The following is a 13,311-nucleotide window of genomic DNA, read 5'->3' as shown; positions in this document are numbered from 1 at the left end:
AGACTCATGACATCTATTACACAACTTATTGACTCTGCTCTTTCTCAACCAGAGAAATCATGGGCGCAATTGTCAGTATCGACACGTTCAGAGAAGTTAATTGAATGGTCACACGCATTAGCTGAACACCCAAAATTTGGTGTGCTTGCTGCAAAGATGGTACGTTTTCAATGCCAAAGAGCGCAGCAGTTAATTTCAGAAATACAATTAATGCCGGGGCCAACAGGGGAAAGTAACGAACTCTATACCGCACCTAGAGGTGTTTTTTACATCACTTCGGATGAAAATTCATCAGTTGTTGCATTGGTGGGACAAATAACAGCAGCATTAATCGCAGGAAACGCTATTATTGTCGGCCTTCAAAATAAGGAAGAAATGATAGCGTCTGTTATTGTCGAAGGTTTGCATCAAGCGAATGTGCCAAAATTAACGGTCCAACAGATAGATGCTAAAGAAACAGACATTGATGATGTTCGCTTAGCCGGTGTTTGTTTTGTTGGAAGCAAACAAAAAGAAATACAACTGAATCAACAATTAGCAAAACGAGATGGATTATTAGCGCAACTGATCGCAGAAACGGATCAAGAACGTCATACAAACATCACAGACCCTCATTTTGTTCTACGCTTTATTACCGAGCGTACTCGAACAATAAATGTGACAGCAGTTGGCGGAAACGCAACTCTGCTAGAGCTTGGAGGTGGCAATCACTGATATTCAGTGGTTGAAAACTCCACCGTCGTTATTACACCATAATAATAGGGTCTTGATGCTCATATACAGTGATAACGACGTTAAATTTACTGTCAATCAAATAAAGGAAATAAAATGATAGAAAATAATTTCGCCATTACAGGTACGTTTATCGCCTACCTGATAATGATGCTCGCTATTGGAGTATACGCTTATAAACGAACAAACAGCTCATCAGATTACTTTTTAGGTGGTCGTACATTAGGTCCTTGGCCAGCGGCGTTATCTGCTGGTGCTTCAGACATGAGTGGTTGGTTGCTATTGGGTTTACCTGGATACGCTTATGCAGCAGGACTTGAGTCATTATGGCTTGCTGGTGGTTTATTACTAGGTACTTGGTTGAATTGGTTGATTTGTGCTAAACGTTTAAGAACGTACAGTATCACTACTGATGACGCGCTAACTTTACCTGAGTTCTTATCACGTCGTTTTAACGATAATTCAAAACTTATCCAGACAATTTCTGCATTGTTTATTCTTTTGTTTTTCCTTTTCTATACCAGTTCAGGTTTAGTTGCTGGTGGTAAGTTATTTGAAACTGTATTTGGTCTTGATTACAAAGTTGCGGTCGTGATCGGAACGGTTTGTGTTGTGTCGTATACTTTATTTGGTGGTTTCCTTGCGGTTGCTTGGACGGATTTAGTTCAAGGTTTATTAATGTCAGCGGCATTGATGATCGTACCAATTGCAGCAATGCAAGGTGGTTTAGGGCAACTTAGTAGCGATTTAACCGCGATTAATCCAGAGTTAATGACGTTATGGACAGGCATGGATGGAACGCCACTAAGTGCGATTGCCATTATTTCATTAGCAGCATGGGGACTTGGGTATTTTGGTCAGCCTCATATTTTAGCTCGTTTCCTTGCTTCTCGTTCAAATAAAGATTTAACAACAGCTCGTCGTATTGCGGTTGTTTGGACAGCGCTTTCAATGGCAGGTGCGGTATTAGTCGGCTTGGTTGGTTTGCTGTATGTAAATGGCTCTATGAGTGGTGAAGTGAGCGATGGTGAAAAAGTCTTCATGCTATTAGTGAATGCGATTTTCCATCCTGCGATTGCGGGTGTTCTACTTGCCGCTATTCTTGCAGCAATCATGAGTACTGCAGATTCGCAACTCCTTGTGTCTTCTTCTGCATTGTCTGAAGATTTGTACAAGCAATTAGTTAAGAAAGACGCAACGAGTAAAGAAATCGTTAACGTAGGTCGTTTTGCGGTTATTGGTTTATCATTAATTGCACTTGCATTAGCGATGAATCCTGATAGCTCAGTACTTGGTTTGGTGTCTTATGCATGGGCTGGTTTTGGTGCTGCATTTGGTCCTGCTATCATTCTAAGCTTGTACTGGAAAGGCATGAACCGTAATGGTGCGCTTGCTGGTATTGTTATCGGTGGCTTTACGATTGTTATCTGGAAACAGTTAACTGGCGGTATGTTTGATATCTATGAAATTGTTCCAGGGATCATCTTCGCAACGGTGGCTATTATAGCAGTAAGTAAGTTAACCGGTGAACCAGAAGAAAAAGTACGTAAACAACACGAACAGTTTGAACGTAATCTTATTGAATTTGACTAACTTTAGTTAACTAATAAAGTCCCAATAGAGAGCTCTCTTTTGGGACTTTTTTGTGTGTTGAATATTAGGAAGTTGACAGGTTATTTGCTTATTATTATAAGTTAAATCATCTAATTAATGGCATTGATATAAGGCTCTGTTACAATCGCGTTAGTTAAATGCAACAGATAATAATTATTATTCACTAGGAGTGTAAAAATGAAGTTAATCCGCTTGGTGCTTGGCAAAGTTATTTTGGGATTAGATTGTGTGTTTACGCCTTCAGGGGTCAAGCGTGATCCTGCTAAACAAACAGAAATTGATGCAGAAACCGCAAACTATTCGCTATACCAATTTGAAGCGTGTCCATTCTGTGTGAAAGTTCGTCGAACAATTAAACGCCAATCATTAAAGATCGAGCTGCGTGATGCAAAAAATAATGAACAATATAGATCTGAATTATTAGCGGGTGGTGGGCGCGTAAAAGTACCGTGCTTACGTATTGATAAAGATGGCGAAACAACATGGATGTATGAATCGTCAGATATTATGGCTTTTTTAGAAGAAAAATATCCTTAGTTTTCACAGCGTTAAACTAATACTTTAGTGGTAACTAAGAGCGATCATTTTTAGGGTCGCTTTTTTATATGTATTTATTATGTAAAATAGTAAGAGTTTCACTTGTGAGAATTGGCTATTAATAGTTCTATTGTTAAATGTTTTTATTACTTTATGAGACTCAAGTCACAAAAAGCTTGGTTTTAAGTTAATGTTCAGTTAAACTGTTCCTCGTGACTTGATTCACAATAAAATAAAAACACATTAGGCTAGTTATTATGGAAAAAATGAGTATGACTCATAAATGGTCAATTAAAAATTGTCCCAAGGATATAGAGAGCCAAGTTTTATCTGTTATTGGATTAATCGATAAGAAAGGTTCAGCATCAGACATGGATCTCTGTAAGATCTTCGGTGAAGTTCTATGGAGTGATGGGAAATATTTCAATTCTCACGCATTTCGCTTCCTATTTGATCATGAGACTCTTTCATGTGAAGTAACGAAGAGACACTTACACTAAAGTAAACAAGCTATGTATTTTTAAGGCCATTATTATTCCCCAATAATGGCCTTTTTTAATGTCTGTACTAATCCAATTCATTATCTGCATATTATTCTCTTTTATATTAATTCATCTAAGTTCTACTTGTTATTAAAAACGCTCTATTGTTCACTGCCGTACAGGCCGTTTAGAAAAGATTTTGAATTTGGGCAACAAGCTGTTGCCCATTCACTTCCGTACAGGTAGCTTAGAAATGTCAGTGTGAGGGTTCTTGCCTCTTTCATTTGTTCATTGCCGCACAGGCTGTTAAATGTGCAGGCACGAACATTTATAAACCTTACTTATTGTGCGCGTTTACAATCTTTACTTTTTTCTTGTAGCGAATGAGAGTTATTTTCATTATATTCAATAGGAATACGAATGGTTATCACTTGAGTGTAAATAATATGAAAAGAAGTATCGCTACAATGTTATTGGGTTTACTGGTTTCTGCGTCTTCTTATGCAGAAATGATCACGGTTTCTCATCAATTAGGTAAAACTACACTTGAGACGAAACCTCAGCGTGTTGTTGTTATTGGAACAGGCACCCTTGATGCACTTGATTATTTTGGCATTAAACCGGTAGCGGTAACTCAAGCGACAACCATGCCGTCTTATCTTCTTAAGTACACAACCAACGAATTTGCTTCATCAGGCAGCCTTAGTGAGCCTGATTTTGAAACGATTTACATGCAAAAACCTGATGTAATTATCATGGGATCTCGTGCCATTAAAGCGTACAAAGAATTGTCTGAAATCGCCCCAACCATCGTATTTGCTGTCGATTCAAAAGGGTATTGGGAAAGCACACAACGACAATGGCGCATGCTAGGGGATGTATTTGAAATACAACCGACAGTTGAAGCGAAAATTGCCACTGTCGATGCTGAAATAACGAAGATAAAGACACATAACCAAAGCAATAATGTAGCGGCACTAACTGTTATGAGTGCCGGTGGCAACATCACCACTTTTGGTGCTCAATCTCGTTTCTCTGCTATTTATAAAGATTTTGGTTTTAAAGAAGCGGCGAAAGGCATTAAAGAATCTAACCATGGTGACTTGGTATCTTATGAGTTCATCCGTGATGTGAACCCAACAAATTTATTGATTGTTGATAAAGATAAGCTAATCAATAAAGAAAAAAGCCGCACTCGTGAAGAGTTTGCCAATCCATTGGTAAAAGCGACGGACGCCTACAAAAACAACAGCTTAACGTACCTTGATATTAATGCTTGGTATATAGCCATCGCAGGGGTTACAGCAACAGATCAGATGATTGAAGACGTAAAGCAATCTATTCACCTTTAGGATAATAATTCCTAATATTCTCACATTTAATTTTCCTTTAAAGCGTGTTATTTCTCTGAGATAGCACGCTTTGTGCAGGCTGAGGTTAGCTTTGAAAAAGTTATTGCTTGTTCTTGTTTTACTGAGTATTGCGTCTGTATTTATTGGTGTGGCTGACTTATCACTGTCGGCTATTTTTAGTGGCGATACTGATGCTTTAGAATTGTTACTGATCAGCCGATTACCTCGATTATTCGCAATTTTATTATCTGGTGCCGGGTTATCTATTGCGGGCTTGATCATGCAACAGATCAGCCAAAACCGATTCGCTGCACCATCGACATCAGGTACGATCGAATGTGCGATGCTGGGTTACGTACTCAGTTTAGTGATTTTTGGTCATGGCGATAATTTACTGCTTATCTTTGGTATGTCTATTATCGGAACGTTAATATTCATTCAATTTATCCATCGTGTTCAATTTAAAAATGCCATTTTTGTGCCATTAGTGGGCATCATTTTTGGTAATGTCGTGTCATCTGTCGCGACATTTTTAGCTTACAAATACGATGCGGTTCAAAACCTGTCAGCATGGACAGTCGCTAATTTTGCGAACATTCTTCAAGGCAATTACGAGCTGCTTTATATCGCCGTTCCGATTTCAATTATCAGCTACTGGTATGCCACTCGTTTGTCTGCCGTGGGTATGGGCAAAGACTTTGCGACGAATATTGGCCTGAATTACAAACAAATTTTGTTTATCGGTATTATGTTGGTATCGGTGATGTCAGCAACGGTCGTCATGATTGTGGGTCAACTGCCGTTTCTTGGCCTGATTGTGCCGAATTTAGTCACTCAATTTTATGGTGATAACTTACGTAAAAATATTCCATTAACGGCGATTGTAGGGGCGATTCTTATTCTTGTGTGTGATGTGGTTGGGCGCATCGTTATCTTCCCTTATGAAATTCCTATCTCTATGATCATTAGCATTCTTGGCGGTGTCGTGTTTATTGCTTTCATCGTTAAAGGAAAACAAAATGTCTGATTCAATTAAATTAACGGGGCTGGCATTCATTACGGTTCTGTTTATGGTTTTATTTATTGGTATTGGGTTAGATGCATCAAATTACGAGTACTTCTTATCTCGTCGAGTACCTAAAGTATTGGCGATGGTATTGGCTAGTATTGCGATTGCTCAATCGTCATTGGTGTTTCAAACCATTACTCATAACCGTATTTTAACGCCAAGTATCATGGGGTTTGATGCCTTGTATTTGTTAACACAGGTCTTGGTTGTTGTGATTTTTGGTTCATTTAGTGTGTTCATATTGAACCCATTTTTTAACTTTGCCTTGTCTGTTTTTATTATGATCGGGTTCTCGTTATTACTGTTTGGTTTTTATTTTAAAAAGAACAACAGCAATGTCATTACCTTGTTGTTATTGGGTGTGATTTTTGGACAACTGTTTTCCAATATATCGTCATTTTTCATGATGGTTATCGACCCAAATGAGTTCTCTACCATTCAAGGCAGCATGTTTGCGAGTTTTAATAACATCAATAAAGATCTCGTTTATTTTTGTGTTATTCCTCTACTACTTATCAGTGCATTGCTTTTTAGACTGTCTAACGTGTTAGATATCTTTTGGTTGGATAATGACAACGCCACGAGTCTAGGGGTTGATGCTGGTAAGGTAACCAAACAGGTGCTGATTTTAGTGGCGATTCTAATTTCGGTATCTACTGCCTTAGTTGGCCCTGTGATGTTCTTTGGTTTATTAGTGGCAAACTTAGCTAAAGAATTCTTTCATACCTACCGTCACCGAACTCTATTAATGGGAAGCAGCTTAATGGCGATGTCGATGTTGTTATCGGGCCAATGGGTAATTGAGAATGTCTTTAAGTTTGAAACGACCTTAAGCGTAGTGATTAATTTTATCGGTGGTTTGTATTTCTTATCACTGCTTGTTAGACAAAAAATTTAATAGAGAAACGTATGATTTCATTATCTCAACTATCAAAATCATTTGGTCAGCAAAAAGTGGTTGATCAAGCCTCTGCCTCGTTCATTAAAGGTGAAGTGACGTCAATCATTGGACCTAACGGCGCAGGTAAAAGTACCGTGTTATCAATGGCGAGCCGTTTGTTAGCAAAAGACAGTGGTAGCGTATTAATTGAAAACAAAGAAGTGGTCGATTGGGACACAAAAGCGCTAGCAAAAAAACTGTCGGTACTTCGTCAATCAAACAATCTAAATATGCGCTTTACTGTACGTGAATTGGTGGCATTTGGACGGTTTCCTTACAGCCAAGGCAAGCTAACGAAGCATGATAATGAGGTGATTGATAACGCGATTAATTACCTTGATTTAACGGACATCCAAGATAAATATTTAGATGAATTGAGTGGGGGCCAACGTCAATTAGCCTTTATTGCAATGGTTGTTGCTCAAGATACGGATTACGTGTTCTTAGATGAGCCATTGAATAATCTTGATATTAAACACTCATTGCAGATCATGAAAAATATCAAAACCTTAGCGCATGAGTTAGGAAAAGCCGTCGTGATTGTGATTCATGACATCAACTTTGCCTCATGCTATTCAGACAATATTGTCGCGCTTAAAAAAGGCAAAGTGGTTGCTAATGGTACGGTAGCTGAAGTGATCAGAAAAGAAGTTCTTTCAGAGATTTATGAAACTGAATTTGATATCCATGAAGTTAATGGACAACGTATTTGTATGTACTATGGTCAGTAATAGACAATGTACAAAATAAGATAAGGAACGCGTTTATGAGTAAGCCATCACCACGAATACTAACGGTGATTAGTAGCGTACTGCTGACATCAAATATGCAGCGTATTACGTTTAAAGCCGATGATTTATCTGATTTTGAAACCGAGAGTGAAGGCGGTTACATTAAGCTGTTGTTTAATGAGAATGGTGGAACGGATCTTTCTGGTATTGAAGAAGGCACTCGTCCAAAAATGCGTACCTATACCATTCGTCATTTGCGCCAAGAGCAGAATGAATTGGATGTTGACTTTGTACGTCATCATCATTCTGTTGATTGTGTGAGTACTGATAGTGGCGGTTTTGCGTCTAATTGGTCGCAACAAGCTAAAGTTGGCAGTCAAATATCCATTATTGGTCCGGGTTCTATTAAAGGTTTATCGAAAGAGGCCGATTGGTTTTTCTTAGTGGCTGACATGACGGCATTACCTGCGTTGTCTGCAAAATTAGAAACCCTGCCATCAAGTGCGGTGGGATACGCGGTGATTGAAATTAACCATGAATCCGACAAGCAAGCTTTAGCTAAACCGGAAGGAATGAATATTGTTTGGATTATTCAATCAGAAGTGAATTCAGAGAACGGCGGATTGATTGAAGCGGTTCGTGCTCAAGATTGGAAACAAGGTCGAGTGGCGGTATGGAGTGCATGTGAATTCAACAGTATGAGACAGCTACGTACGTATTTTCGTAATGAAAAAGCCGTCGATAAAGACGATATTTATATTAGCAGTTACTGGAAAGAAGGCTGTACCGAAGATGGTCACAAAGTAGCAAAACATGAAGACCAATTAGCGGGTAATTAATCCGTTATTCCTACATATTGAAATTGATTAAGCAGCTTCGTTTCTCAATACCGATTATAGAAAGTATTGATGAGTGGGCTGCTTTTTTATCGGTATTATAATCGAGTACTGGCTAGCGTCGCACTGAAACTCATAAAAAGCCCACCGCTAATATAGTTTAACCATTTGGCAGTTTTAGGTGCAGTCAGTAATACCTTAAGTTTTGTGGCGAATAAGATAACGACAAGAAACCAGCTAGCAACAACCAACGCCTGAGTTAAACCTAATATCATGCTTTGTTCTAAAATATGCTGTGGTGACACAAATTGAGGGAAAATAGACAAATAAAACAACACAATCTTTGGGTTGAGTAAATTGGTTAGTAGTCCTTTAATAAAGCTACTTTTTAAAGACGGGATGCCCGTTGCTTGATTAAGATCTAATGTAAGTTGAGACAGTGCTAATCCTTTTTTTATGTTACTTATTCCTAGCCAAAGTAAGTACCCAACCCCTAACCATTTTAAGAGATTAAAAGCCATGGCTGATTGCGAGAGTAAAAGACTTAATCCCTGAGCTGAGACAAAAGCATGAATAAGAAAGCCAAAACCGACACCTAGTATATTGACGAAAGCGAGTTTCTTTCCTTGGGCTAGTGAAGTATAGAGAATGAGAAGGGCATTAGGACCCGGAATAATAGCCAATAAAAAAACGATGCCAGCGAAGGTCATCAAAGTATCAACCGCCATTTTTAAAACTCCAATAAATATAATGAAACACAGTCATGCTTTAAGGAATTTAAACACGTTTATATCCCGTGGGCGTAGCGAGAAGTAAGTACTATCATACCAAGTAAGTAACTCTATTTTACTCTTTGATTCAACATTGTTGCTCGCACCAAAAAAAGTTAAAAAACTATATAGTAGTAAGGCAGGTTATTCAATTTCAAGTTGCTATTAGTAAGATTAAACTGTTAATAAAGGGATGGATTGACTCCGGTTAAGCAACGTTATTCGACATGTTATTCATGATGATGTTTAAACGATCGTTAAACTACAGACTTTGATATGATTAATAATTCCATGAATTCGAATTACCGACTTTATCAATTCTCTTCGCCACTTTGCGCTTTATGCCACATTTCTTTTAGTGAAATTCTTTATACTGATGACTTATCTGATTGAAAAGGGAATGCCGATGCTAAATGAAAACCATGCTTTTATTTTAGATTTTCCAGAGCTTAAATTAGACATTGTTCAGCTCAACCATGCCGATGCGACATTCAAAGCGGATCTTCAGCAGTATCATGAGTTGGATTATAAAATCCGTCAGTTGGAAATATCGGGTAGTCCGATTGATGATGACAATATGCATGCACTAAAGCTTCAACGTATGGAGCTAAAAGATATGTTATACCAACAATTAACTAAGCATCATGAAGAAGCGAGTCATTAAGTTACTCAGTCATTTATATTAAGCAATGACAAAACCATCGATTAAATAATTACAAAAAAGCCGACTTATCATAGTCGGCTTTTTTATCGCATATACAACGCTGAACTTGCTAGATTTTAAGGAGCACTTTAGCTTCTTTTTTGGCTTTTTTGACTTTGATCTGAGCCAAAATAACACCAGAGATCACCATTAAGCCACCCATCAAATGATAGCTCTCAATCTTCTCACCTAATAGAACCGCAGCAAGTGATACTGCAACGACGGGCAGTAAATTCATAAACATCGCACTGGATTCTGCACCAATAACGTCAATGGCTTTAACCCACATCCAAGGCGCTAGAATAGACGCAGCAATAGATGCATACATGATTAATGGGATAGCGCTTTCTGTTGGCAATAAGTTATCACTGGTTAACCATAATGGCGTCAGCATAGCAACTGCAAATAGCCCCTGCATGTAAATTAACTGCCAACTCGTAATTGGCATTTTCCAGCGTTTCAGTAATACGCAATAAGCTGCGTAACAGCTAGCGGCAATAACCATTAAGCCATCACCTTCAGTAATAGGCTGATGCAAAAAGAAAGTAATATCGCCATGGCCCAACATGAAGGTAAGACCAAAAAGTGAAATTATCGCACCGACAATACTTAATTTAGAGATACGTTTACCCAATAATGGCAAACTAAGGAAAATACTGATCAGTGGCACTAAAGAGGTAATGAGTGACATATTAGAGGCTGTAGTCGTTAACCCTGCGTAATATCCTAAAGATTGGTTTAAAACCATGCCAAGCAGCGCTAAAAATGCCAATTTAGATAAATAAGGGCGAATAACGTGACGTGATCTAATGACAGAAGGTAAGCAAAATGGGGTTAGAAGAAGCATAGCAAATGCCCAACGATAAAAACTCATTGCACTTGGTTCAATAGCAGATGCAGCCATTTTGTTGATAATGGAGTTGCCACCCCAAATTAATACGGTGAAGAGGGGTAATAAGTAATACATGTGAACTGCATCTCGTTAATAGGTAATGAGATGCAGTTTGACAGGTCTATTGAAATGTATATATCTCTAATAAGACACTCTGACTTATTAGAAAGACAGGATTACATTTTGTGTTTCATTCCCGCCATTACTTTTTTTACGGGTGCTTTAAATTGCTCTTTATCACCATTTTTGAAGTTTAATGTGACATCAATGAACTCATCTTCTGTTAGCGGTTGAGTGAGATCAAATAACATAATGTGTAGGCCACCTGGTTGTAGCATTACTTCTTTGTTTTTTGGGACTTCAATTGCGTTAACTTCACGCATTTTCATCATGCCATCGGTTTTTATTACGGTGTGTAATTCAACTTTATTCGCAATAGAAGTACTTGCAGATACTAATGTTCGATCTTCATTACCTGTGTTTTTAATTGCCATGAAAATAGCGCTGTTTGTAGCATTAGGTGGTGTTGCTCGTGCGTATGGGTTTTCAATAATAAGGTCACTTTGAGCAAAAGCGGTTGAGCTAAGTAAAAGGGCGCCTAGGGCCAAAATTGTTTTTTTCATTGTCTATTCCTTTAAGAAGTAATGGTCCTTTATGGACACTAGTTGTTTTTATTGTGATAGAGAATGCATGGCTTCTACTATCGGATCGGGCGTAATGGTATGAGCGACTTTAGTGATTAATGTACCGTCAGGTTTTAAAAAATAAAAATAGGAAGAGTGGTCAATTGTATATTCTAGAGCTGAATCGGCGAGTTCTGTTTTATGAAAAATGACATTGTAACGTTTAGCTAATATTGTTATTGCATCGACAGAACCAGAGCTGCCTTCAATGGTGTTATGAAAATAGTGAGCGTATTCCGCTACGTGTTCCGGAGAATCTCTTTCTGGATCAAGCGTAATAAATACGGGGCGAAATTGTGCTAACGTTTCCTTATCAATGTGGTTGAAAGCACCAGAAAGCATGGCCAATGAGGTTGGGCATACATCAGGACAGCGAGTAAAGCCAAAATAGACAATTCGAATGCGGGGATCATTAAGATCAAAAAGATCAATGTTCTTATTTTCTAATCCGTAGAGATTGGTGTCTATTTTTGATTGGGATAAATACGCTTGTTTTACGCCGAACCCTAATAAGATTATAGCAATAATAAGTATGATTTTTTTCATTGGATGGCCTTTAAAGAAATGGCAACAGAATTTGAACCATCACTGATTGTTCCAACCCATGTCATGGTATTTTGTGTGCATATAGGCAGTAAAATCTCACCCTTATAGGTTTGGTTACCTGTTTTATGCAGCTGGAATATGGGGGTTCCCATTTCCATATCAAGCCCTTGAAGAGAAAGTAGAATCTTATCCGCATCAGAATTTGGCCAATTAACGGTAATAGAACTAGGCTCTAAAGGCGTTAATGTATCTTTTTCTAACGTGATGTTGACGTTATCTTTACTGCAAACATGGCTAGATAATTGGCAGGTATCTTCAAAAGGGATGGAGGGTGCGATATGACTTTTAACAAAATCGGTAAGATCTGAAAAAAAGAAACCAATAAGAAATAGGGCGATCACAGATGCAACTTTAATCGCAGAGACGACAATTTTCATACAGATCACAACTTAAAGAAAAGATAGGTAAATGGTAGCATAAGGTAAATCGATGGCATGATACTTGTTACTGTAATGTGAGCTTAGTTAATAACCCGAAGTAAAGGCGAATAATAAATGAACAGAAAGCGATGTGCTTGGGCTGAAGTGTCTGACTTAGATCGAGAGTATCATGATAATGAATGGGCTATTCCTATTTACGATGAGCGTAAATTGTTTGAATGTTTAACATTAGAAGGAGCACAAGCGGGGTTAAGCTGGAGTACTATTTTAAAAAAAAGAGAAGGTTATCGATTATTGTTTGATCATTTTGATATTGAAAAAATCAGTCAATATGATCAAGAGAAAATAGACGCATTAATATTAGATACTCGTATTGTACGCCATCGTTTAAAAATTAATTCAGTGATTACGAATGCCCATGCGTTTATCAAGATCCAACAGGAGTGTGGTAGTTTTTCAGAATATTTATGGAACTACGTTGATAATAAACCGATCATCAATCATTGGGAGAATATGACAGAAGTACCTGCAACGACCGAATTGTCGAATGCCTTAAGTAAAGATTTAAAGAAACGTGGATTTAAATTTGTAGGCCCAACGATTTGCTATGCATTTTTACAAGCGACTGGTGTTATAAATGATCACTTGGTTAACTGTCCTTGTTATGTTAAACATAACATATAAGCAACATTTGTTGGTTTGGTACCTGCTCAGGATTGGGTAGTCGGTTGAAGAGGGGTGAATGATGGATAATAAATCCTTACTAGAGTCAAAAGACGATATTATTGAAACAGTTGATGTTGATGGTACGTACCAAGCAGAGTTACGTAAAAAAGAAGAACGACGAAATTATCCATCAAAACCTATTTTGTATGAGAGACGATTTAAAGAAGATCGTCGATATAAAGATAAAGTAGATATTAAAATCTGATATCGATGTGATGAATAGATAAAAAAGGAGCGCATTGAACGCTCCTTTTTTAG

17 protein-coding genes are annotated in these 13,311 nt (G+C 37.9%); 12 read left to right on the top strand and 5 right to left on the bottom strand.

Features of this window, described 5'->3' with window-relative positions:
• Positions 1-6: 6 nt before the first annotated feature.
• The 9 genes from A6E06_RS18700 (at position 7) to A6E06_RS18660 (ending at position 8,296) form a co-directional block, all read left to right on the top strand.
• Positions 7-714 (top strand): aldehyde dehydrogenase family protein, encoded by a 708-nt coding sequence (locus tag A6E06_RS18700; protein WP_065592801.1) that lies wholly within the window; start codon positions 7-9, stop codon positions 712-714.
• A 114-nt stretch (positions 715-828) separates the two neighbouring features.
• Positions 829-2,325 (top strand): sodium/proline symporter PutP, encoded by a 1,497-nt coding sequence (gene putP / locus A6E06_RS18695; RefSeq protein ID WP_065592802.1) that lies wholly within the window; start codon positions 829-831, stop codon positions 2,323-2,325.
• Between the two features lie 198 nt (positions 2,326-2,523).
• Positions 2,524-2,883: a glutathione S-transferase N-terminal domain-containing protein gene (locus tag A6E06_RS18690; protein ID WP_065592803.1), complete on the top strand. Its 360-nt coding sequence runs from the start codon at positions 2,524-2,526 to the stop codon at positions 2,881-2,883.
• Positions 2,884-3,155: 272 nt separating this feature from the next.
• Positions 3,156-3,383 (top strand): hypothetical protein, encoded by a 228-nt coding sequence (locus tag A6E06_RS18685; RefSeq protein WP_005423266.1) that lies wholly within the window; start codon positions 3,156-3,158, stop codon positions 3,381-3,383.
• Positions 3,384-3,811: 428 nt separating this feature from the next.
• Positions 3,812-4,717 (top strand): siderophore ABC transporter substrate-binding protein, encoded by a 906-nt coding sequence (locus A6E06_RS18680; protein WP_065592804.1) that lies wholly within the window; start codon positions 3,812-3,814, stop codon positions 4,715-4,717.
• A gap of 91 nt (positions 4,718-4,808) precedes the next feature.
• The gene (gene vctD, locus A6E06_RS18675; RefSeq protein WP_065592805.1) at positions 4,809-5,744 is read left to right on the top strand and encodes an iron chelate uptake ABC transporter permease subunit VctD; all 936 of its coding nucleotides are present in this window, start codon (positions 4,809-4,811) and stop codon (positions 5,742-5,744) included.
• The gene (locus A6E06_RS18670; protein WP_065592806.1) at positions 5,737-6,684 is read left to right on the top strand and encodes an iron chelate uptake ABC transporter family permease subunit; all 948 of its coding nucleotides are present in this window, start codon (positions 5,737-5,739) and stop codon (positions 6,682-6,684) included. Before vctD ends, A6E06_RS18670 begins: the two co-directional genes overlap by 8 nt.
• A gap of 11 nt (positions 6,685-6,695) precedes the next feature.
• Positions 6,696-7,457, top strand: a complete 762-nt coding sequence (vctC, locus tag A6E06_RS18665) for an iron chelate ABC transporter ATP-binding protein VctC (protein ID WP_017021891.1) — start codon at positions 6,696-6,698, stop codon at positions 7,455-7,457.
• 35 nt (positions 7,458-7,492) lie between these two features.
• A complete protein-coding gene (locus A6E06_RS18660; protein ID WP_065592807.1) occupies positions 7,493-8,296 on the top strand; it encodes a siderophore-interacting protein in 804 nt (267 codons plus the stop codon).
• Between the two features lie 95 nt (positions 8,297-8,391).
• Here the strand turns inward: A6E06_RS18660 and A6E06_RS18655 are convergent, their stop codons facing one another.
• The gene (locus A6E06_RS18655) at positions 8,392-9,021 is read right to left on the bottom strand and encodes a LysE family translocator (RefSeq protein ID WP_023602993.1); all 630 of its coding nucleotides are present in this window, start codon (positions 9,019-9,021) and stop codon (positions 8,392-8,394) included.
• Positions 9,022-9,469: 448 nt separating this feature from the next.
• Between A6E06_RS18655 and A6E06_RS18650 the strand changes: the two genes are divergently transcribed.
• Entirely contained in the window at positions 9,470-9,727 is a 258-nt protein-coding gene (locus tag A6E06_RS18650) for a YdcH family protein (protein WP_141677010.1), read from the top strand.
• Positions 9,728-9,836: 109 nt separating this feature from the next.
• Here A6E06_RS18650 and A6E06_RS18645 read toward each other — a convergent pair whose 3' ends face one another.
• The 4 genes from A6E06_RS18645 to A6E06_RS18630 form a co-directional block, all read right to left on the bottom strand.
• Complete coding sequence (locus tag A6E06_RS18645; protein WP_065592809.1) at positions 9,837-10,733, bottom strand: DMT family transporter; 897 nt, start codon at positions 10,731-10,733, stop codon at positions 9,837-9,839.
• Between the two features lie 101 nt (positions 10,734-10,834).
• Complete coding sequence (locus A6E06_RS18640; RefSeq protein ID WP_065592810.1) at positions 10,835-11,281, bottom strand: copper chaperone PCu(A)C; 447 nt, start codon at positions 11,279-11,281, stop codon at positions 10,835-10,837.
• A gap of 48 nt (positions 11,282-11,329) precedes the next feature.
• A complete protein-coding gene (locus A6E06_RS18635; protein WP_065592811.1) occupies positions 11,330-11,887 on the bottom strand; it encodes an SCO family protein in 558 nt (185 codons plus the stop codon).
• The gene (locus tag A6E06_RS18630; protein ID WP_065592812.1) at positions 11,884-12,324 is read right to left on the bottom strand and encodes a hypothetical protein; all 441 of its coding nucleotides are present in this window, start codon (positions 12,322-12,324) and stop codon (positions 11,884-11,886) included. The genes A6E06_RS18635 and A6E06_RS18630 overlap by 4 nt, the downstream gene beginning before the upstream one ends.
• A 117-nt stretch (positions 12,325-12,441) precedes the next feature.
• Here A6E06_RS18630 and A6E06_RS18625 point away from each other — a divergent pair, with 117 nt between their 5' ends.
• Positions 12,442-13,011, top strand: coding sequence for a DNA-3-methyladenine glycosylase I (locus A6E06_RS18625; protein WP_065592813.1), 570 nt, complete (start codon positions 12,442-12,444; stop codon positions 13,009-13,011).
• Between the two features lie 58 nt (positions 13,012-13,069).
• Positions 13,070-13,258, top strand: coding sequence for a hypothetical protein (locus A6E06_RS18620; protein WP_255310652.1), 189 nt, complete (start codon positions 13,070-13,072; stop codon positions 13,256-13,258).
• Positions 13,259-13,311: the final 53 nt, after the last annotated feature.

This window comes from Aliivibrio sp. 1S175 (assembly GCF_001690985.1).
Taxonomy (GTDB): domain Bacteria; phylum Pseudomonadota; class Gammaproteobacteria; order Enterobacterales; family Vibrionaceae; genus Aliivibrio.
Note: the sequence above shows the minus strand (reverse complement) of the source record. Positions and strands in the feature narration are given on the sequence as shown.

Coding starts and splice junctions, on each gene's coding strand:
- A6E06_RS18700 (WP_065592801.1), top strand. CDS start 7: ATGACATCTATTACACAACTTATTGACTCTGCTCTTTCTCAACCAGAG.
- putP (WP_065592802.1), top strand. CDS start 829: ATGATAGAAAATAATTTCGCCATTACAGGTACGTTTATCGCCTACCTG.
- A6E06_RS18690 (WP_065592803.1), top strand. CDS start 2,524: ATGAAGTTAATCCGCTTGGTGCTTGGCAAAGTTATTTTGGGATTAGAT.
- A6E06_RS18685 (WP_005423266.1), top strand. CDS start 3,156: ATGACTCATAAATGGTCAATTAAAAATTGTCCCAAGGATATAGAGAGC.
- A6E06_RS18680 (WP_065592804.1), top strand. CDS start 3,812: ATGAAAAGAAGTATCGCTACAATGTTATTGGGTTTACTGGTTTCTGCG.
- A6E06_RS18670 (WP_065592806.1), top strand. CDS start 5,737: ATGTCTGATTCAATTAAATTAACGGGGCTGGCATTCATTACGGTTCTG.
- vctC (WP_017021891.1), top strand. CDS start 6,696: ATGATTTCATTATCTCAACTATCAAAATCATTTGGTCAGCAAAAAGTG.
- A6E06_RS18660 (WP_065592807.1), top strand. CDS start 7,493: ATGAGTAAGCCATCACCACGAATACTAACGGTGATTAGTAGCGTACTG.
- A6E06_RS18655 (WP_023602993.1), bottom strand. CDS start 9,021: ATGGCGGTTGATACTTTGATGACCTTCGCTGGCATCGTTTTTTTATTG.
- A6E06_RS18650 (WP_141677010.1), top strand. CDS start 9,470: ATGCTAAATGAAAACCATGCTTTTATTTTAGATTTTCCAGAGCTTAAA.
- A6E06_RS18645 (WP_065592809.1), bottom strand. CDS start 10,733: ATGTATTACTTATTACCCCTCTTCACCGTATTAATTTGGGGTGGCAAC.
- A6E06_RS18640 (WP_065592810.1), bottom strand. CDS start 11,281: ATGAAAAAAACAATTTTGGCCCTAGGCGCCCTTTTACTTAGCTCAACC.
- A6E06_RS18635 (WP_065592811.1), bottom strand. CDS start 11,887: ATGAAAAAAATCATACTTATTATTGCTATAATCTTATTAGGGTTCGGC.
- A6E06_RS18630 (WP_065592812.1), bottom strand. CDS start 12,324: ATGAAAATTGTCGTCTCTGCGATTAAAGTTGCATCTGTGATCGCCCTA.
- A6E06_RS18625 (WP_065592813.1), top strand. CDS start 12,442: ATGAACAGAAAGCGATGTGCTTGGGCTGAAGTGTCTGACTTAGATCGA.
- A6E06_RS18620 (WP_255310652.1), top strand. CDS start 13,070: ATGATGGATAATAAATCCTTACTAGAGTCAAAAGACGATATTATTGAA.